Source organism: Arthrobacter pasteuri, assembly GCF_054510955.1.
In genome coordinates, this window is sequence record NZ_JBTNDO010000002.1 from 134,167 (window position 1) to 153,743 (window position 19,577).

A 19,577-nucleotide genomic window follows, 5' to 3' on the forward strand; every position below is an offset into this window, starting at 1 on the left:
CCCAACGGTCGAGAGCAGAGGTGGCCGGAGGCCTCCCCCACCTTACCGGTGCCCCAGGCAACGGAAGCGTCCTAGAGCCAGTCGTTGCGCTTGAAGACCGCGTAGAGGCCCAGGCCCATCCCGGCCATCAGGAGGAGGGCGAACGGGTACCCGAGGCTCCAGTGCAGCTCGGGCATCACATCGAAGTTCATGCCGTAGATCGAGGCGATCAGGGTCGGTGCGAAGAGGATCGCCGCCCACGAGGAGATGCGCTTCACCTCCTCGCCCTGCGTCAGCGAGGTCTCCGTGAGGCGCGTCATCTCCTCGTTCTGGCGCTGCGCCACGAGCGTGGTGTGGACGGTCAGGGCGTTCTGCAGGAGCGCGCGGAACGTGTTGACGCGCTCGACGACGCGGATCACGTGGTCCTGGACGTCGCGGAGGCTGCGGGCCAGTTCGGGATCCATCCGGTACTTCTCCGACCCGAGCAGCAGCGCCTCCATCATGGCCTGCAGGGGCTGGGCGGCGCGCTGGAACTCCATGACCTCGCGGTGCAACTCGTAGATCCTGCGCGACACGTCGGGCGCTCCCCCGAACAGCTCGTCCTCGATCTCGTCGATGTCGTTCTCGAGCCCCTTGACCACCGGTCCGTACTCGTCGACCACCTGGTCGAGCAGCGCGTACAGGACGGCCTGCGGCCCGGTGTGGAGCAGCTCGGGATCGGCCTCGAGCCTCCTCCGCACGATGCCGAGGTCCGGCGACTCGGCATGCCGGATCGTCACGACGAAATCGCTTCCGATGAAGATGTGCAGCTCGCCGAACTCCACCTTCTCCTCGGCGTCGAGGTAGCGGGCGGGGCGCAGCACCACGAAGAGCGTGTCCCCGTAGCGTTCGAGCTTGGCGCGCTGGTGCCCGTTGGTGGCGTCCTCCACGGCGAGGGGGTGCAGCCCGAACTCCTCCTCGACGGCGTGGATCTCCTCGCGTGCGGGGCGGTACAGGCCGATCCAGCCCATGCCGCCGCTCTCGCGCATGATCTCGAAGGTCTGGTCGAGCGTCTCGGGGATGCGCTTCTGCCCGCCGACGTAGACGGCGTTCGCGACGAGGGGCATATCAGGCCGCGCCGGTTCCGGAGGCGGCGAGCGATCCGAGCGTCGCGATCAGCAGCCTGCGCTCCTCGACCTTGATGCGCTCGTGCAGGGTCTCCTCCGTGTCGTCCGGCAGGACGGCGACGGGAGCCTGGGCGAGGATGGGGCCGGTGTCCACGCCGGCATCTGCGATCATGACGGTGCAGCCGGTCACCTTCACGCCGTAGGCCAGTGCGTCGCGGACGCCGTGCGCGCCGGGGAAGCTGGGCAGCAGCGCCGGGTGGGTGTTCAGGTAGCGGTTCGGGAACCGGTCGAGGAAGTGCTGGTCGACGATCCGCATGAACCCGGAGGACACCACGTAGTCCGGCTCGTGCGCGGCGACGGCGTCGGTGAGGGCCCGGTTCCAGTCCGCCCGGTCGTCGTACTGCCGGAAGTCGACCTCGAAGGACGCGATCCCCGCGTTCCGCGCCCGCTCCACCCCGCCGGTCCCGGGCCGGTCGGCGCCGACAGCGGCGATGGTCACGGGGAGGCTGCCGTCGGCGACGGCGTCGATCACGGCCTGGAGGTTCGATCCGCTTCCGGAGACGAGGACTACGATGCGCATGGCTCAACCTTAGGGTCATCCCTCGCCTAGGGTTGAACCATGCAGAGGGAGGAACAATGAGGGAGCAGGGTACCGGGTCGGGTGGGTCGCGCAGTCCGGGGACCGGACAAAAGGGCCCCGATGACGCCGCGAGCGCGCGGGCCGCGTCCGCAGGACTGTGGCTGCGCCTGTTCCTGCTGACGTTCTTCGGAGGAGTGCTGGCGAGCAGCCTCATGCTGCCGTGGAAGGTTTTCGGGCTCGTGCTGGCGCTGTTCGCCCTGGCCGCCGGCGTCGTCGCCCTCGTCAAGGCGATCGGCGCGAAGCTGTCCCCGCTCGTGGTGTTCTCGACATCCCTGGGCCTGGCTGCCGCCCTGTTCCTCGCGGCCGGCACGGGCGCCTCGGTGCTCCTGTGGCCCATCACGCAGAACTACGAGGACTGCATGTCCCGTGCCCTGACGCTGCAGGCGCGGGACGACTGCCAGGAGGGCCTGCAGAAGCTCGAGGGCTTCGGGTTGGGCAGCGCGGGCCGGTAACAGGGGTAGCACCGGTTACCGCCGGCACCTCGCGCCCGCCGACGGGCGGGATCAGCGGCGCCGGGGCTCCCGCTCGAGCAGCGGCCCGACGGCGTGGCCCAGGACAGCGCCGACGGCCACCTCCAGTGCAAGCCACAGACCGACCGCCAGCGGATTCGGCCCGAGGTCGGTGAAGCGCCCGAGACCGAGCGAGGCACGGGAGATGACGGCGACGACGACGCCGCCCAGTCCCGCGGCGATACCGATGAGCACCGCGAGAGCCAGGGTGGAGGCCGTCGAGGTCAGCCACCGGTGGCTGCTGCGGAGGACGAGCCACTCGTCGAAGTGGTTCTCCCCGTCCCGGAAGAACCACCATCCTGCGAGGAGGCCGGCGAGGACCGGGATGGCCAGCGCGGCGTAGCCGTACTCGAGCGTCCCTGCCGGCAGGGCCCCCAGGATGGGCAGCGCCGGCAGCGGACCCACCGTGCTGGCGAGCGGCGTCAGCGAACTGCCCGTGCCGAGGGCGAATCCCGCTCCGGTGGACCAGGCCATGGTCCAGACCGCGAGGTTGGGCAGGAGCCCGAGCTGGAACAGGGTCACCATCGTGGCACCTGCGAGCCCGCCGTCGATCCGCTCGTAGATCGCCGCGATACCCGCCCAGTTCAGCCCGATCGCGACGGCGAGCAGCACTGCCGACAGGCATGCGGCGACCATCACCGCGAGGAATCCGGAGCGGAGGATCGACCAGGCGTAGGACCCTGCCCACCGCGAGTGCTGGCTCGTGCGGCCGACCCACGCGGCGAAGTCGACGCCGACGAGCCTGCTCCAGGCCCCCGCTTCACGGTAGGCACCGGTGATCAGGCCGATGGCCGCGGACACCGGCGGGATCAGGGCCCCGGCGGCCAGCGGAGCGGACGCATCCGGAGTGGTGGACGCGTAGGCCACGGCCGCACCGATCGCGGCATAGGCCACCATGGCCCCGAGGAACGCCTGCCACAACTGGTCGGTGTAGGAGGCCCGGGCGAGCCGGCGTCCTGCCCGCCAGGCGAGCAGCAGCGGCACCAGGATCAGTCCGAGCGGAAGGACGTGGAGCAGGCCCGACACGGCGTCGGCCCCCGCCACGCCTGCCGGGAACTGGAGGACGAGCGGCACTCCGTGCATGACGAGCCAGGCCTGGCCTGCCAGGCGCGCGGCGGACTCCGGTGCGCGGTCCGCGAACCCGCCGGTCAGCCATACCGCGGCTACCGGGACGGCTACGAGCAGTGCCGAGATCACGGCGGACTGGCCGAGCTCGAGCACCCCCTGCAGCCACAGGGGCATGGGAAGGGCACGGGGTTTGGTGGGGAGTTTCATCCCTTCCATGGTGCCATCGGCAGCCGCCGCCGGAGCCGAGCGACGCGGGGCCGGAGCCGGTCCTTGCGCCGTGGTGCCCGTCACCCGAGCATGTCGGCGAGGCCCTTGACGACGGCGAGACCGGCGCCGATGAACGCGATCACGACGACGAAGAGCCGCGCCTGGTCGTCCCGGACGAACCGCGCGAGCTTCTCACCCAGAAAGATGCCCGCCACGATGGCGACGCCGATCGCGATCCACATCCACGGCGCCAGGACCGGGGCCTGCGACGGGTCGAGGAGCAGTTTCGCGACCAGCGTGACGGTGCCGATGCAGACGAAGAAGGGCTGGAGCGTGGCCGCGAACGGCCGCTGCGGCCACCGCGCCAGCAGGGCGTAGGCGCTTACGGCGGGGCCGCCCACACCTGCCATGGAGTTCGTGACCCCGGCCGTGAAACCCGCCACGGCCTTCGGCACGTTGCCGCGCACCACGACGTCGGACCGCTGGAGCACCAGGGAGATGGTGAGCGCCACGAGCACGACGGCCCCGACGGTGACCGACAGGGGCGCTGATGGGACGGCCACGGCGAGGACCGAGCCGGGGATCGACCCGAACAGGGAGGGGACCACGAGCCAGCGGAACATGCTCCAGTCGATGTCCTTCCAGACACGGCCCACGATGATGGTCGACGAGACGACACCGCAGATGTTCACGAGGAGGACCCCTGCGTGCGGTCCGAGGATGATCACGAGGAATGGGGCGATCAGCAGGGCGAAGCCGAGGCCCGCGATGCGCTGCGCGACGGCCCCGACGAGGATGGAGGCCAGCACGATGCAGAAGATGCCGAAAGTCACCCCAGCTACACTACGCATCCCCGCCTCCCTCCCTGCCCTGCGCGGACGGCTGCACCGGCGGTAGCCTGAAGCCATGACGGCCCTCACCACCGCCCTCGCTACGGCAGACTGGCGCCAGTGCGTCTTCGGCCTGTACAGCGCCGTCCGCGAGCGTGCCGTGTCCGAATCGCCCGAAGCCGCCCACTCCCTGTGGCGGGCGGGCCGCGACGAGCTGTTTCGCGACCATCCGGCGTCCGCCCTGCGGGGAGATGCCAGGGCATCCTTCGCGCGACTGGCGATCGCACCCTACGATCCGGCGTTCCGCTTCGAAGCGGTCCTGGATGACGACGGAGCCGGCGAGGTGATGGACGTGGAGACCGGCACCGACGGCGTCGTGCCGTTCCGCCGCCTCGGCACCCTCCTGCTGCCAGGGCTCGGTCAGCTCGCGCTGTGGAAGCTCGGCTCCTACGGGGGCGGGCTCTTCCTGCCGCTGCGGGACGGAACTGCAGGACGAGCCGGCGGCACCTATGGCGGTGGGCGCTACGTTCTGGACACCATCAAGGGCGCACACCTCGGGGAGGGACGGGCTGCCGGCAGCCTGGTGGTCGACCTCAACTTCGCCTACAACCCGTCGTGCGCCTACGACGAGGAGTGGGCCTGTCCCCTGCCGGGTCCGGACAACCGGCTCGTGGACGACGTCCCGGTCGGCGAGCTCTACCGTGAGTACTGACCGCACAGGCACCCAGGAATGGGCGCCGAACGATGAGCAGGGTCCCATGAAGCAGCTCCAGTGGCAGCGCCGCACGGAGGTACCGCTGATCATTGCGGCTTTCGTCTACCTCGTCGCCTACTCGGTTCAGGTCACGATGCAGCCCGAGCCCGCCGTGGGCCGTGCCCTCGAGGGCATCATCTGGGGGGTCTGGGCCCTCTTCCTCGTCGACTACCTCGTGAGCCTCCTCTCCGCACCGGCGCGCGGCCGCTGGTTCGTCCGGCACCTGCACGAACTCGTCATCCTGCTGCTGCCCATGCTGCGGCCCCTGCGGCTGCTGCGGCTCCTCCCGCTGCTGCGCATCCTCAACCGCTCCGGCGGCAACGCCCTGCGGGGGCACATCGTCCTGTACGTCATCGGCGCCATGACGGTGCTCGGGTATGCGGGCGGGCTCGCGGTGCTCGACGTCGAGCAGGACGCCCCGGGTGCGAACATCCTCACCCTTCCGGACGCCCTCTGGTGGGCACTGACCACCGTGACCTCGGTCGGCTACGGCGACTACTACCCGGTGACGGGTGCAGGGCGGTTCGTGGCGGCCGGTCTCATGATCGGCGGCATCGGCGTGCTGAGCGCCGTGACGGCGGCGTTCGCCTCCTGGCTGGTCGAGAACGTCGCTACGGCACGCGCTGCCGAGGCGAAGACCGCGGAATCGGACACCCAGGTGCAGGACCAGCTGAAGAGCGTGAGCCTGCAGATCGACACCCTCACGCGACAGCTGGCCCACGGTTCCCATCCGGGGCACCCGGGACAGGAGTAGCAGCCAGGCGGGATTTCGCCCGGCGTTCACCGGCCCTCCATCCGGTGGTGGCCTCGACGCTGCTCGAAGGAACCAGGATTGGGGAGGGTGTGCGTCCGGCGTGCCGCAAACCCTAACCCGTCGGCCGGAGGTCTGGACTGCGTCCTCCGGAGGCGGTATCGTTCGTCTTCGCGTTCCCGGCGTCCCTGCAGGCCCTATCATGGGGAACAAACCCATCCACTTTCCGGAGGCTCCGATTACAGACCTGGTTACCCAACACGACATTTATTTCGGCGCACCTGAGCCGGAGAATGAAGCCGAGATCCTTGAATCGGCCTCTCGCGCCGCGGTAGCCCGTCTCGAAGGCCGTTCCGACATCACGACCGTCAAGGGGCGCTTCACCCTCATCAACTCCGACCGCACGCCGCACCAGGCGATGGTGGAGGACCTGCTGTTCATCCGCTCCGTCCTGGACACCGCAGGCATCGGGTTCCTCCTCGTCCGCGGCAACGACCAGCGTCCCGTCATCGCCGTCGACCTCAATGACCGTGAAGCCCTCCGCGCCGCGCTCGTCGAGGCGTGCCGCGACGAGCCCTTCTACTCCCGCACGGTCGACACGAAGCGCCGGACCACGCTGCTGGTCAGCGATGGAGACCTGTCCCACAGCGGCAAGGCCCGCATCTTCCGCCTGTTCCGCCCCCGCATCGAACCCGTGGGCGGCCTCGCCTACGGGCCGTCGGCCGGTGTGCAGATCGAACTCTGGGCGCTCGGCGGGACGACGATCGAACTGCCCGTGGAGAACTCCCTGACCCGGCGTGTGCTGCCGGCGGCCGAAGTGGTGCGCGGGAAGGTGGAGCGCCATGGCCTCACCTGGCCCACGATCGACAACATGTTCGCCGACCATGCCACCGACATCGACTTCGAGATCGACCTCGTCTTCTCGTGGGTGGACGGCAGCAGCCCCGAGTACCGAGCCGCCCGTGCCGCCCGGATGCAGGGCGTGGTGGTGGGCGAGGGCGACGACCACGAAGCCCGCTTCCGCCAGATCAACGAACTCAAGTACGCGCTGCGCTCGGTCTACATGTTCGCGCCGTGGATCCGCCGGATCTTCATCGCCACCGACTCCAAGCGGCCGGCGTGGCTCGCCGACCACCCGTCCGTGACGCTCGTACCGTCCGAGGATCATTTCCGGGACCCCTCCGTCCTGCCCACGCACAACTCGCAGGCCGTCGAGGCCCAGCTCCAGCACATCCCCGGACTGTCCGAATACTTCCTCTACTCGAACGACGACATGTTCTTCGGGCGTCCCGTGGCACCGGACATGTTCTTCTCCCCCGGCGGGATCACCAAGTTCATCGAGGCGGACACCCGCATCGGGCTGGGCGAGAACGACGCCGAGCGCAGCGGTTTCGAGAACGCGGCGCGCGTCAACCGGCGCCTGCTGCATGCGCGCTTCGGCCGCATCACCACGCGACACCTCGAACACACCGCGGCGCCCCTGCGGAAGAGCGTCCTGCTCGAGATGGAGGCGGAGTTCGCCGCCGATTTCGCCGCCACCGCTGCATCCCGCTTCCGTGCCAAGGACAACATCTCGGTCACCAACTCGCTGTACCACTACTACGCCCTGCTGACGGGCCGCGCGGTGACGCAGGAGATGGCGAGGGTGAAGTACGTGGACACGACCATGCGCTCCGGACTCAAGAGCCTCGACAAGCTGCTCGACAAGCGGAACCACGACTTCTTCTGCCTGAACGACGGCAGCTTCCCCGAGGTACCGGCAGAGGAACGCGCGCACCTGGTGACCGAATTCCTCGAGAAGTACTTCCCGGTCAAGGCCCCCTGGGAGATCTGAGCCTCCCGGGCCGGCTACGGCGGTGCGTGCAAGACTGGCCGCATGCAGACCTTCCTGCCCTACCCCGACTTCGCGGCGAGTGCCGCGGCCCTGGACCAGGCGAGGCTCGGCAAGCAGCGGGTGGAGACCCTGCAGGCTCTGCGCGCCCTCGTGATCCCCGACTACGGCTGGCGGCAGCACCCGGCGATCCGCATGTGGATGGGCTACGTCCCGGCCCTCACCGTCTACGGGCTGGCGATGGTCGCCGAATGGGTCTCACGCGGCCATGCGGACTCGACGCACCGGCAGATCCTGGAGTTCGCCCCGCACGTCCTCGACGATCCCGCCGTGCCGATGCCGCCCTGGCTCGGGGATCCGGCATTCCACCTGAGCCACCAGTCCAACCTGATCCAGAAGGCGCCGGAGATCTACCGGAGCAGGTTCCCGGGCGTCCCCGAGGACCTGCCGTACAACTGGCCCTCCCCCGAGCAGGAGCGCATCCCCGCGGAGCCGGAGGGACCACGCCTGTGGGTCTGGCGGGCGGCGTCGCATCCACCGGAGGGTGACGCCACGCTGCTCATGCCGCCCGAGCCGCCCAGCGGGCGCGCGGCCCCGAAGTGGGAGCGGCAGCTCCACACCTTCGAGGAGGCCATCGAGGACGGGGACGCCGTGGCGATCGCCGATCCCGACGGCGAGCACTTCCGCACCGGGCGGGTGGGCCCGGTGCTCATGCACGAGGACGGACTGCTGCGGCAGGCCCGGCTGCACGGCTGGCTGCGGCGCTCCGATTTCGACCCGCCCGCGCTCCTGCAGGACCCGAGGACGCTCTTCCCCGTCGGCCTCCCCGGCTCACTGGTGTCCTGACGCCCGCTCCCCTTACCCGTGGCCTCCGGCCGACGTGAGCCGGCGGCGGGCCCTGCTTCCGTCGTCGATGGTCACGCCGTGGGCCTCGAGCCGGCGCCGGGCCTCCTCGCGGGGGACCACCTCTCCGACCGACCCGTACCGGCCGGAGGGGACCACCGAGTGGACGATGGTCTCCTCGTACACGTGCACGAGGTTGTAGGACTGGGCGCCGTCCTGTCCGCGGGTGCCGCCCGCCTCGAACAGGAGGTCCTGCGTGTAGCAGGTGGCGCTCGCCACCGACACGGGGACGCCGGCGAACATCGCCGTCGTCGAGTAGTGGAGGTGGCCGGCGAGGATCGTCCTCACGTCGGAGCCGCGGACGACGTCGGCGAGCGAGCGCTGGTCACGCAGTTCCACCAGCGCGGCGAGCTCCTGGACGCTGGGGACGGGAGGGTGGTGCAGGGCGAGGATGGTCCCGTGGGGCGCCGGGACTGCAAGCTCATGGGCGAGCCAGTTGAGCTGGCCGGTCGTGAACTCGCCGTGGTGGTGCCCGGGGACCGTGGAGTCCATGGCGATGATGCGCAGGCCGTCGATGAAGTGGACAACGTCCACCGGCGCGTCGGGCCGGGCAGAGGAGGGCTGTCCATCGAGGAGGCCTGCCCGGAAGGCGGCGCGGTCGTCGTGGTTGCCCATGGCCCAGATGACGCGGGCCCCGAGCCGGGCGGCTGCCGGGTCGACGATGGTCCGCAGCTTCGCGTATGCCCCCGGCTCCCCCTTGTCCGCGAGGTCCCCGGTGAAGACGATCGCCTGCGGCTGCGCGCCCGACGCCTCGAGGTCGTCGAACAGCTCCCGGAGGCGCTGCTCGCTGTCCACCGCCCCGTACAGCGGGCCGTCGCCGCCGACGAGGTGCGTGTCGCTCAGATGCAGGAGGAAGTGCTGTGGCCGGGGGTGTTCTGCTGTCCGGGGGTGCATGGGAACCTACTCCGCTAGCTGGTGGTCAGGCTCCCCCATTCCAGCAGAGGCACCTGCCGATCACCTGAACCCGCCCCGGCAGGTCGGCGAACATCAGGGAAACTTCTGCCGGTCCGGCCCGCGGGACGCCCTCCTCCTCGGGGCGTGACCCCGGCCGGGGCGGCTTGCCAAGGGCCGCCGAGGCGAACAGGCGCGCTGGCGGGGCGGCAGCACGCGCCGTAGGCTTCCAGTCGAAGCACCAACCGCGCAGCGAAAGGAAGCATCATGGCATTCCGGCCCAGCCACATCCCCCTCCGCCTCACCACGGGGGCCTTCATCCTGAACTCCGGACTCGGGAAGACCAACCTGGACGAGGGGTCCGCGGGATACATGCAGGCCATGGCGTCCAAGGCCTTCCCGCAGATCGGCCAGCTCCAGGCGCAGCAGTTCGGCAAGGCGCTGGCGGCCTCCGAGATCGCCATCGGCTCGGCGCTGCTCGCCCCGTTCATCCCGAGCAGGCTGGCCGGCCTCGCCCTGCTCGCCTTCTCGACGGGGATGATGACCATGTACCTCAGGACTCCGGAACTCACGCAGGAGGACGGTGTCCGCCCGACACAGGACGGTACGTCCGTGGCGAAGGACGTCTGGCTCGTGGGCGTCGCCCTGTCGCTCCTGCTCGACAGCAAGAAGAAGTAGGCCGTCGTGGCCCTGCCGCCGGCGGGGCCACGCCACTCCCTTCCGCTGGAAGACAGGAGATCTGGATATGTGCGGACGCTTCGTCATCGCGGGGAACAAGGCCGACCTCATCGACGCGTTCGATGTCGACGAGTCGCTGGTGGACGAGGTCGAACCCTCGTGGAACGTCGCACCCACGAACACCGTCCAGCTCGTCGTCGAGCGGCTCGATCCGGACACCGGGGAGCTCACGCGGCGGCTGGAACCCGCACGCTGGGGCCTGATCCCCTCCTGGGCGAAGTCCGCTGCTGTGGGTGCGCGCATGATCAACGCCCGCAGCGAGACGGTCCTGGAGAAGCCGTCCTTCCGGGCGGCCGCGCTCAAGCGCCGCGGGATCGTCCCGGCGGACGGGTACTACGAGTGGCGGAAGAACGCCGACGGCTCCAAGACTCCCCTCTACCTGCACGACCCCGACGGTGCCGCCCTCGGCTTCGCCGGACTGTACGAGTTCTGGCGTGATCCGGCGACGGCGTCGGATGAGCACCCGCAGGGGTCCTGGGTGGTGAGCTGCACCATCATCACCCGCCCGGCGAGCGATGCCCTCGGCGAGATCCACGACCGCACACCCGTGATCGTGCCGCCCGTGCTGCGCGGCGACTGGCTCGACCCGCGCAACGACTCCCGCCCCGCCGTGCAGGAACTGCTCGACGCCATCCCCGATCCGCACCTCGTCCCCCGCCGCGTGGGGACCCGTGTCGGCTCGGTGCGGAACAACGGCCCGGAGCTCATCGAGCCCCTCCCGGGCGACGTGACGGCCGACGGCGAGCAGCAGATGCTGCTCTAGCTCCGGGCGGATCAGTTCCGGCCGATCAGTTCCGGCGGATCGAGTCGGGCACCGCCGGCTCGGCTCCGCGTCCAGTTCGTTCCGGGTCTCGCTCGGGGCGGCGTGTCAGGTCGGCTCGGCTCCGGGTCCGGTCCTTTCCGTGCTGAAGGTCGCCCGGGGAGCCGGCGGTAAGTCGGGGATGTACTCGTTGACGGCGAGCGCGAGGATGTCCCGTTCGAACGGCGGGAGCAACCGGGAGCTGTAGAGGTAGGCGTCGATCTCCGCCTCCCCCGCGTTGCCGCCGAGGCTGAAGTACCGCAGCCAGAGGTCGTAGAGGGTCAGGTCCGTCGAACGGAAGGCAGCGCACGTACCGCTCCGCTGCTCGTGTTCACCCATGCCCGTCGTCATCTCCGTGCCTTCCGGGAACGCTCCGGACGCGCGTCCGAAGCGGCACCGTCGTCGTCTGTCCGGCTCCCAAGCTAGCGACGCGCGCGGAATAAGGGAAGCCCGCGGGGCCGCCCTGGTGATCCCTTGTTGCGGCGCTCCACCGCGCCTAGGGTCGGACGCAGGTGACGACGGAGGGAGAGGCATGATCAGGACGGATATCGCCCCGGGGATCCACTACCTGGAGCATGCGCGGACCAACGTCTACCTGGTGGAGGACGACGACGGCGTCCTGCTGGTGGACACCGGCCTGCCCCGCTCGAAGGCCCTGCTGCTGCAGGCACTCTCACGCATCGGGCGGTCCGTCCAGGACATCCGCGCCGTCGTCCTGACCCACGGTCATTTCGACCACGTGGGCACGGCGGAGCACCTCCGGACGAAGTACGGGATCCCGGTGTACTGCCACCCCGACGACGCCTTCATCGCCGCCCACCCGTACAGCTACGAGCACGAGCGTTCCCCGTTCCTGTACCCGGTGCGGTATCCGCGCGCCGTCCCCGGCCTGCTGCGTATGAGCGCCGCGGGAGCCCTTGCCGTCAAGGGAGTTCCGGACACCCTCCCGCTCACTCCCGAGGCAGCCGCGGCCCTGCCCGGTTCCCCGCTCCTGGTACCGACCCCCGGTCACACGAAGGGCCACTGCGCCCTGCACTTCCCCGACCGCGAGTCCGTGATCAGCGGGGACGCGCTGGTGACGCTCGACCCCTACACCGGCCATCCCGGCCCGCAGGTCGTCGCGCGCGCGGCGACCGCCGACACCGCGACCGCCCTGCGCTCCCTCGAGGGGCTGCGCTCCACCCGGGCCCGGACCGTCCTGCCGGGACACGGCTTCCCCTGGAGCGCCGGCGTGGACTCCGCGGTGGCGCAGGCTATCGCAGTCGGCGGCCATTAGGCGCACTCCCCGGAACGACACCCGGCGCAGCCGGGGGCGATACGCTGGGCACATGGGCTGGCTGAAGCATCACACGGTTATGGGATTCGCCCGGGGCACGGTCAAGCGTGCAGCGATCGCGCTCTTCTCGGCCCAGGCTGTGGTCATCGCAGGGCTCGTCGGCGTCGACACGTACCAGAAGCGTCAGCGCACCAAGCGGGACGGCTTCCCCCAGCCGGGAACCTTCAGGACGACGATCGCCGCTACGGAGACCACGGTCTACACCTATGGCGAGGACCTCTACGACGCCATGATCGCGGCGATCGACAGGGCCGAACACCAGGTCCTGCTCGAGACCTACATCTGGAAGGGCGACGACATCGGCACCCGGTTCCGGGACGCCGTGAACCGTGCTGCGGAGCGCGGCGTGAAGGTCTTCGTCATCTACGACGGTTTCGCCAACCTCGTGGTCAACCCCTTCTTCTACAAGTTCCACCCGCTCGTCAACACCTACCGCTTCCCGGTGGTCCGCCCGTCGATCGTCTTCACGAACATCCGCGGGACGGGCTTCGACCACCGCAAGGTGCTCGTGGTCGACGACGAGGTCGGGTTCGTCGGCGGATACAACATCGGCTCGGACTACGCGACGAAATGGCGCGATACCCACCTCGAGATCCGTGGGCCGTCGGTCTGGGAGCTCCGGGAGGCGTTCGTCAGTTTCTGGAACATCCGTGCCATCCCGCGCCGGCCCGAACTCCCCGACCTCAGCGCTTCCTTCTGGGAACCGCGCATCCGGGCGGTGAACAACATCCCGGCCAACCTCGTGTTCCCGATCCGCGGCGTCTACCTCGACGCGATCAACCGGGCCGAGCGGCACATCTTCATCACCATGGCGTATTTCATCCCCGACCGGCAGATCCTCGACGCCCTCCTGCGGGCGAGCCGCCGCGGCGTCGACGTGCGCGTGATCCTGCCCGAGGACTCGAACCATGTGGTCTCCGACTGGCTGTCCCGCGGCTTCTACTCGGCGCTGATCGGAGCCGGGGCCCGGATCCTGCTCTACCAGAACTCGATGATCCACGCGAAGACGGCGACGATCGACGGCGAGTGGAGCACTATCGGCACCGCCAACATCGACCGCCTCAGCCTCACCGGGAACTACGAGATCAACCTGGAGATCTTCGACCGCGCACTCGCGGCGACCATGGAGGAGATCTTCGCGGTGGACTCCTCCAACTGCCGGCAGCTGACGCGGGAGGAATGGGAGAGCCGGCATGTTGTGGCCCGGGTCAGCGAACTCATCCTTGCTCCCTTGCGCCCGTTCCTGTAGTCCCGGCCGCCGCCCGGTTCAAACCGGAGAACCGCTCCAGGTAGCCGTGCTGGGATGATTCCACGTGCCCGGCCATGAGCCGCTCCGCCTCGGCCTCGTTCCCTGCGTCGATCGCCGCGAGAATTCCCCGGTGCTCGCTCCAGGACTGCTTCCCGCGGTTGTCGACGTCGACTGCGTAGAGCCACTCGATCTTCCCCGAGATCTGGCGTAGCAGGGCGGTCAGCGACGCGCTTCCGCTGAGCTCGGCGACCCCGAGGTGGAAGCGGATGTTCAGTTCGGGCAGGTCCGCGAGGGCGTCGGCCGCCACGGCGCGGTCGCCGTCGTCGAGGATGTCCGCCAGCGCCCGCCTCGCGGAGAACCACTCGGTGCTCGGGGCATCGGCCGCGAACTGCGCTGCCGCCCGGCGTGCCGCGCGGCGTGCGATCGTCGCTTCGATGACGCGCCGGACGGCGAAGAGGTCCTCGGCGTCGTCGAGCGGGATCTCTGCCACCGTGGACCCGGCGTAGGGCTTCGATTCGACGAAGCCCTCCGCCTCCAGGGCGCGCAACGCCTCCCGCACGGGCACCCGTGACACCCCGTACTTGGCGGCCAGCGCGGCCTCCGTGACCCGGACGCCCGGACGCAGTGCGCCGAAGATGATGTCGCGGCGGATGGCGTCGAGGACGCGCTGCGGCGCTACGGCGTCCTGCTCAGGCCGCAAACGCCGCGCCCGGGATGGCTCCAAGAAGCTCCTTCGTGTAGTCCGCCCGCGGCCGGTTGAACACGTCGTCCACCGGGCCGCTCTCGACGACGTCGCCCGACTTCATGACCACCACGTCGGTAGCGATCTGCCGCACCACGGAGAGGTCGTGCGTGATGAAGAGGTAGGTGAGTCCGAGCCTATCCTGCAGATCGGCGAGGAGCGCCAGGATCTGGTCCTGCACGAGGACGTCCAGCGCCGAGACCGCCTCGTCGCAGATGAGCAGTTCGGGCTCCAGGGCGAGCGCCCGGGCGATGGCGACCCGCTGCCGCTGACCGCCGGAGAGCTCGTTGGGCCGGCGCTGGGCGACGGCGCGCGGCAGGGCCACCTGGTCGAGGAGCTCGGCGACCCGTTCCCGGCGGCTTCCGCGGTCGCCGACACCGAAGATCCGCAGCGGCTCGTCGATCAGGCGCTCGATGCTGTAGGTGGGATCGAGGGAACCATAGGGGTCCTGGAAGACGGGCTGCACCTTGCGGCGGAGCGCCCGGCGCTGTGCACCGCGGGTGGTCGTGAGTGATTCGCCGTCGATGAGGGCCTCCCCCGACGATGCCGTCTCCAGACCGAGGATGATGCGCGCTACCGTCGTCTTCCCGGAGCCGGACTCGCCGACCACCGCCGTCGTGGTTCCGCGCGCCACCTCGAAGGACACGTTGTTGACCGCGCGCACGGTGCTGCCGCGCTGGCCGCGGAGGGCGAACTCCTTGACGAGCCTGTCGACCACCAGGATCGACGGCGCCTTCCCCGCCAGCGACGGGACGTCGACCAGCGGCTCGGCGTCGAGCACCGCCGCCACCGAGGGTGCCGCCGCGACGAGCTGCTTCGTGTACTCCTCCTGCGGGTCCAGGAGGATCTGGCGTGGAGTCCCCACCTCGACGATCCGGCCCTCGGACATCACGATGATGCGATCCGTGCGGTCCGCGGCGAGCCCCAGGTCGTGCGTGATGAACAGCAGGGACGTTCCACGGGCGTCGACGAGCGACTGCAGGTGATTGAGGATCTGGCGCTGCACGGTGACATCGAGCGCTGAGGTGGGCTCGTCCGCGATCAGCAGTTCCGGCTCTCCCGCCAGGGCGATGGCGATGAGTACGCGCTGGCGCATGCCGCCCGAGAACTCGTGCGGGTACTGCCCGTAGCGGCGCCCGGCGTCCGGGATGCCTGCCTCGGTGAGCAGGGCGATCGCCCGCCTCCTCACCTCCGCGCGGTCCGGTCTCTCCACGTCACGCCGGCTGGCCACGATCGCGTCGGCGACCTGAGGACCGATCTTCATGGCGGGGTTCAGGTTCGACATCGGATCCTGCGGCACAAGACCCACGCGCTGGCCGCGGATGTTCCGCAGGACCGGTTCGGTCGCGGTGGCGAGGTCCACGACGTCCCCCCGGGTGCGGCCTGCGCCGAGCACGATCGACCCGGAGGTGATCTGCCCGCTCCCGGGCAGCAGCCGGAGGATCGCCCCGATGGCCGTCGATTTTCCGGAGCCGGACTGGCCCACGATCGCCACGCGTTCACCGCGCCGCATCGAGAAGCCGACCCGGTGCAGGACGGGCGTCCCGCCGAAGGCGACCTCCAGTCCGGTGACTTCGAGAATGTTCTCAGCGTCCTGCAGCATAGCCCTGCGCTCCTCGAGGGTTGGCGGCGGCGGAGAGCACACCGGTTTCGTGGTCCTTGCTGACGGAGGAGAGCCGGCCGAGCGCCCAGTCCCCTGCCCGGGTGACGGCATGGCCCCGGCGTTCGAGGTCCGTGATGACGTCCTCACCCAGCCGGTCCTCGACGACGGCACCGCCCGGTTCCCAGGTGCGCGGCCAGAAGGAGCCGGGGACGGACGTGGTGTGGAGGGACGGTGCGTCGATGGCCTGCTGCGGCGTGTAGCCTCCGACGATGGTGCGGAGGATGTAGAGCAGCTGCCACTGGTCCTGCTGGTCGCCACCGGGTGATCCGAGGGCGACGACGGGCTTGCCGTCCTTGAGGATGAGCGTCGGGGTGAGCGTGGTGCGGGGCCGCTTGCCCGGCTGCAGGGTGGACGGCGCCCCGTCCTCCAGCCAGGTCATCTGCAGTCGGGAGCCGAGGCAGAACCCGAGTTCCGGGACGGCAGGTGAGGACTGCAGCCAGCCACCGCTCGGCGTCGCGGAGACCATGTTGCCGGAGGAATCGACGACGTCGATGTGGCACGTGTCCCCGCGCGTCTCCCCGCTGCGCGAGACCGTGGGCTCGCCGACCCCGGCGAAACCGCTGCCGCCGGCGAGGGCCGGGGGCGTGTACTCGATGCGCAGCGGCGGGGTGAACGGCGGAAGGCCGGGTACGCTCCCGGGCCGGAACTCGAGCGACGCCTCGTCGCCGATGAGGGCACGCCGCTCGGCGGCGTACTCCGGGGAGAGCAGGTGGTCCATGGGGACGTCGGCGTCGCCGTAGTAGGCCTCGCGGTCGGCGATGGCGAGCTTCTGCGCCTCGAGGATCGTGTGCGCGCCGATCGCCGTGGACGGGTCGAGCCGCTCGTCGTCGAACCCGTCGAGGATGGCGAGGGTCTGCAGCAGGGCGGGCCCCTGGCCCCATGGGCCGGTCTTGGCAATGGTGTAGCTCCGGAACTCGAGGGTGGTCGCTTCCTCGTAGGAGGCTTCGAACCCTGCGAAATCCTCGAGCGTGATCACGCCGGCGTGGTCCAGTCCGGAGGAGTGCCGGTGGGGCGTCCGGACGAACTCCACGGCGGACTGCGCTACGAGCCCTGTGCGCCACTCGAGGCGGGCCGCGTCGATGCGCTCGGCCCGCGTGGCGCCGCCGGCCGCCGCACCCACGAGGGACCTGAGGACGCGGGCGTAGGCCTCGTTCCGGATGACCTCGCCCTCGCGCGGCGGCCGGCCGTCCGGCATCCAGAGGGCGGCCGACGTCGGCCAGTGCTCGGTGAAGAGGTCCGCCACGGCCGCGATGGTCGCCCCCACGCGCCCCACGACGGGGTGGCCGTCGCGGGCGTACCCGATCGCGAAGTCCAGTACGTCCTCGAGCTCCCACGTGCCGTGGTCGCGCAGCAGGATCAGCCAGGCGTCGACGGCAGCAGGCACTGCCGCGGCGAGGGCCCCTGCACCCGGGACGAGTTCGAGGCCCTCCTCCAGGTAGTGCTCACGGGTTGCGGCGGCCGGTGCAGGGCCCTGCCCCATGAGAACCATGGGCCGGCCCGGCTCCTCGGCCGTGGCGAAGACGCCCGTCATGTCTCCACCGGGTCCGTTGAGGTGCGGCTCGACGACGTGCAGGACGAACGCCCCGGCAACGGCGGCGTCGAACGCATTGCCGCCACGCTCCAGCACGGACTGGGCGGAGGCCGTGGCGAGCCAGTGCGTCGATGCACTCATGCCGAAGGTGCCCTGGAGGGTCGGTCTGGTGGTGAAGGAGGGAGGGGGCGTGTACGTCATCGTTGTCCCTTTCGGGTGGAGTTCGTCGGGTCGAAGGCGTCACGCAGGGCGTCCCCGAACAGGTTGAAGGCCAAGCAGATCACGGCGATCGCGATGCCGGGAAAGATCGCCGCGCTGGGTGCACGGAAAATGTACTGCTGGGCGTCGGAGAGCATGATCCCGAGGCTCGGTGTGGGCGGCTGGATGCCGAGCCCGAGGAAGGACAGCAGCGCCTCGCCGATCACCGCGACGGGCATGATGACGGTCGCCTGCACGATGATGGCCGACGTGGCGTTCGGCAGCACGTGCCGCATCATGATCCATCCCGGTGAGGCGTCCATGGTGCGGGCGCCGAGCACGAAGTCGCTCTCCTTGATGCGCAGCGTCTCGCCGCGGACCACCCGGATCATGGTGGGGATCTGGGCTATGCCGAGCGCGACGGCCGCGTTGCCGAGGCTCGGCCCGCTGATCGCGGCGAGCCCGACGGCGATGATGAGGAAGGGGAAGGCGAGGGTGACGTCCGTCAGGCGGGAGATGACGGCATCGAACCCGCGGGAATAGCCCGCCAGCAGGCCGAGCGGCGTCCCGATCACGACCGCGAGGAGCACGGAGAGCACGCCGACCTGCAGCGAGGTCTGGATGCCGAACAGCAGGCGCGAGAGGACGTCCCGCCCGAGGTCGTCGGTTCCCAGGGGGAAGCCCTCGGTGAAGGGTCGCTGGAACGGGGTGTCGAAGTGCACCTCCGTGGGTGGGTAGGGTGCCAGGATCGGGGCGAGGAGCGCTGCCAGGACGACGGCGACGAGCATCACGCCGCCGGTGATCCCCAGCGGGTTGGAGCGGAGCGAGGACAGGATACGGCCACGGCCGGAGCCGAGCCCGGCGCCGCCCGCTCCCGGGGTCAGTGTTTCGACGGCCATCAGTTGGCTCCTCCGACGCGGATCTTGGGGTTGACCACCGAGTACAGGATGTCCACGGCGAGGTTGATGAGGATGTAGCTGACGGTGATGATGAGCACCACCGCCTGGATGACGGGATAGTCGCGGGTGAAGACGGCGTCGAGGGTGAGCTTGCCGAAGCCCGGCAGCGCGAAGATGCGCTCGGTGACCACGGCGCCCGAGATGAGGCCGCCGAGTTGCAGGCCCACGATGGTGACGACGACGATGAGCGAGTTCCGCAGCCCGTAGCGCACCAGCACCCGGCCCCGACCGAGGCCCTTGGCGCGGGCGGTCCGCACGTAGTCGGTGGTCATGGTCTCGATCATCGACGCACGGGTCTGCCGCATGATGACCGCGGCGAGGCCCGTGCCGAGAATGAGGGCCGGCAGCGTGAGGTAGTAGACCCCGCGGAACGGGTCCGAGAGGACGTCCACGTACCCCGAGGCGGGGAACCACCCGAGCGTCACCGCCAGGTAGAGGATGGCGAGGATGCCGAGCCAGAAGTTGGGGACCGAGAGCCCGATGAGGGCGAAGGCGTTCGCCGCCCACTCGGGCCAGCGTCCGCGGAACCGCTCCGCGATCACGCCGAAGAGGATCCCGACGACGATCGCCACGACGATCGCGTAGGCGGAGAGCCAGAGCGTGACCGGCAGTGTGGTGGCGATCAGTTCGGTCACGGGGGTACCCGTGCGGGTGGATTCGCCGAAGTCGCCACGGAACATGTTGCGGACGAAGGCGAAGTACTGGGTCACGAGTGGCTGGTCCAGGCCCAGTTCGGTGCGCACCGCGGCGAGCTGTTCCGGCGTCGCCTCCTCCCCCGCCATGGCGAGGGCCGGATCACCCGGGAGCTGACGCACGCCGATGAACACGACGATGGAGGCGAGGACAAGTGTGACGATCGACTGCCACAGCCGGGTGAAGAGGTAGCGGCCCAT

The 19,577-nt window shown here is 69.9% G+C and carries 20 protein-coding genes; 9 read left to right on the top strand and 11 right to left on the bottom strand.

All coding sequences use genetic code 11. The features are described 5' to 3' along the window. Positions 1-71 precede the first annotated feature (71 nt). Together corA and purN are read right to left on the bottom strand one after the other, a co-directional pair. Positions 72-1,085: a magnesium/cobalt transporter CorA gene (corA, locus tag ACX80H_RS11670; RefSeq protein WP_459313524.1), complete on the bottom strand. Its 1,014-nt coding sequence runs from the start codon at positions 1,083-1,085 to the stop codon at positions 72-74. Position 1,086: 1 nt separating this feature from the next. Continuing rightward, complete coding sequence (gene purN / locus ACX80H_RS11675) at positions 1,087-1,665, bottom strand: phosphoribosylglycinamide formyltransferase (RefSeq protein ID WP_459313525.1); 579 nt, start codon at positions 1,663-1,665, stop codon at positions 1,087-1,089. Positions 1,666-1,721: 56 nt separating this feature from the next. Here purN and ACX80H_RS11680 point away from each other — a divergent pair, with 56 nt between their 5' ends. After that, entirely contained in the window at positions 1,722-2,177 is a 456-nt protein-coding gene (locus ACX80H_RS11680; RefSeq protein WP_459313526.1) for a hypothetical protein, read from the top strand. Between the two features lie 51 nt (positions 2,178-2,228). On the opposite strand, the gene ACX80H_RS11685 is transcribed toward ACX80H_RS11680, so the two are convergent. Together ACX80H_RS11685 and ACX80H_RS11690 are read right to left on the bottom strand one after the other, a co-directional pair. Continuing rightward, positions 2,229-3,509: a cell division protein PerM gene (locus ACX80H_RS11685; RefSeq protein WP_459313527.1), complete on the bottom strand. Its 1,281-nt coding sequence runs from the start codon at positions 3,507-3,509 to the stop codon at positions 2,229-2,231. A gap of 80 nt (positions 3,510-3,589) precedes the next feature. After that, positions 3,590-4,360 (bottom strand): TSUP family transporter, encoded by a 771-nt coding sequence (locus ACX80H_RS11690; RefSeq protein ID WP_459313528.1) that lies wholly within the window; start codon positions 4,358-4,360, stop codon positions 3,590-3,592. A 55-nt stretch (positions 4,361-4,415) separates the two neighbouring features. On the opposite strand from ACX80H_RS11690, the gene ACX80H_RS11695 reads away from it, so the two are divergent. The 4 genes from ACX80H_RS11695 (at position 4,416) to ACX80H_RS11710 (ending at position 8,521) form a co-directional block, all read left to right on the top strand. Beyond that, entirely contained in the window at positions 4,416-5,051 is a 636-nt protein-coding gene (locus ACX80H_RS11695; RefSeq protein WP_459313529.1) for a DUF1684 domain-containing protein, read from the top strand. A gap of 46 nt (positions 5,052-5,097) precedes the next feature. Beyond that, on the top strand, positions 5,098-5,847 hold the full coding sequence (locus ACX80H_RS11700) for a potassium channel family protein (protein WP_459313530.1): 750 nt from the start codon (positions 5,098-5,100) through the stop codon (positions 5,845-5,847). A gap of 199 nt (positions 5,848-6,046) precedes the next feature. Further along, positions 6,047-7,678 carry a stealth family protein gene (locus ACX80H_RS11705; RefSeq protein ID WP_459313531.1) on the top strand — a complete coding sequence of 544 codons (1,632 nt, stop codon included), beginning with the start codon at positions 6,047-6,049 and terminating at the stop codon, positions 7,676-7,678. 42 nt (positions 7,679-7,720) lie between these two features. Beyond that, entirely contained in the window at positions 7,721-8,521 is an 801-nt protein-coding gene (locus ACX80H_RS11710) for an MSMEG_6728 family protein (protein WP_459313532.1), read from the top strand. 12 nt (positions 8,522-8,533) lie between these two features. Here the strand turns inward: ACX80H_RS11710 and ACX80H_RS11715 are convergent, their stop codons facing one another. Next, positions 8,534-9,472, bottom strand: a complete 939-nt coding sequence (locus tag ACX80H_RS11715) for a metallophosphoesterase (RefSeq protein ID WP_459313533.1) — start codon at positions 9,470-9,472, stop codon at positions 8,534-8,536. A gap of 264 nt (positions 9,473-9,736) precedes the next feature. Between ACX80H_RS11715 and ACX80H_RS11720 the strand changes: the two genes are divergently transcribed. Both ACX80H_RS11720 and ACX80H_RS11725 read left to right on the top strand, forming a co-directional pair. Continuing rightward, positions 9,737-10,147 (top strand): hypothetical protein, encoded by a 411-nt coding sequence (locus ACX80H_RS11720; protein WP_459313534.1) that lies wholly within the window; start codon positions 9,737-9,739, stop codon positions 10,145-10,147. Between the two features lie 67 nt (positions 10,148-10,214). After that, positions 10,215-10,970 carry an SOS response-associated peptidase gene (locus ACX80H_RS11725; protein WP_459313535.1) on the top strand — a complete coding sequence of 252 codons (756 nt, stop codon included), beginning with the start codon at positions 10,215-10,217 and terminating at the stop codon, positions 10,968-10,970. 105 nt (positions 10,971-11,075) lie between these two features. Here the strand turns inward: ACX80H_RS11725 and ACX80H_RS11730 are convergent, their stop codons facing one another. Continuing rightward, positions 11,076-11,357 carry a hypothetical protein gene (locus tag ACX80H_RS11730; RefSeq protein WP_459313536.1) on the bottom strand — a complete coding sequence of 94 codons (282 nt, stop codon included), beginning with the start codon at positions 11,355-11,357 and terminating at the stop codon, positions 11,076-11,078. A 181-nt stretch (positions 11,358-11,538) separates the two neighbouring features. Between ACX80H_RS11730 and ACX80H_RS11735 the strand changes: the two genes are divergently transcribed. Next, positions 11,539-12,282: an MBL fold metallo-hydrolase gene (locus ACX80H_RS11735; RefSeq protein ID WP_459313537.1), complete on the top strand. Its 744-nt coding sequence runs from the start codon at positions 11,539-11,541 to the stop codon at positions 12,280-12,282. 79 nt (positions 12,283-12,361) lie between these two features. Further along, positions 12,362-13,591, top strand: coding sequence for a phospholipase D-like domain-containing protein (locus ACX80H_RS11740; RefSeq protein WP_459313538.1), 1,230 nt, complete (start codon positions 12,362-12,364; stop codon positions 13,589-13,591). Here ACX80H_RS11740 and ACX80H_RS11745 read toward each other — a convergent pair. Genes ACX80H_RS11745 through ACX80H_RS11765 form a run of 5 tightly spaced genes read right to left on the bottom strand, consistent with a single transcriptional unit; the run spans position 13,560 to position 19,577 of the window. Beyond that, a complete protein-coding gene (locus tag ACX80H_RS11745) occupies positions 13,560-14,315 on the bottom strand; it encodes a GntR family transcriptional regulator (protein WP_459313539.1) in 756 nt (251 codons plus the stop codon). The genes ACX80H_RS11740 and ACX80H_RS11745 overlap by 32 nt on opposite strands. Then, on the bottom strand, positions 14,281-15,936 hold the full coding sequence (locus tag ACX80H_RS11750; protein WP_459313540.1) for a dipeptide ABC transporter ATP-binding protein: 1,656 nt from the start codon (positions 15,934-15,936) through the stop codon (positions 14,281-14,283). The genes ACX80H_RS11745 and ACX80H_RS11750 overlap by 35 nt, the downstream gene beginning before the upstream one ends. After that, positions 15,920-17,728, bottom strand: a complete 1,809-nt coding sequence (locus ACX80H_RS11755) for a gamma-glutamyltransferase family protein (protein WP_459313541.1) — start codon at positions 17,726-17,728, stop codon at positions 15,920-15,922. Before ACX80H_RS11755 ends, ACX80H_RS11750 begins: the two co-directional genes overlap by 17 nt. Continuing rightward, positions 17,725-18,624, bottom strand: a complete 900-nt coding sequence (locus ACX80H_RS11760; RefSeq protein WP_459313542.1) for an ABC transporter permease — start codon at positions 18,622-18,624, stop codon at positions 17,725-17,727. Before ACX80H_RS11760 ends, ACX80H_RS11755 begins: the two co-directional genes overlap by 4 nt. Beyond that, positions 18,624-19,577, bottom strand: coding sequence for an ABC transporter permease (locus ACX80H_RS11765; RefSeq protein WP_459313543.1), 954 nt, complete (start codon positions 19,575-19,577; stop codon positions 18,624-18,626). Before ACX80H_RS11765 ends, ACX80H_RS11760 begins: the two co-directional genes overlap by 1 nt.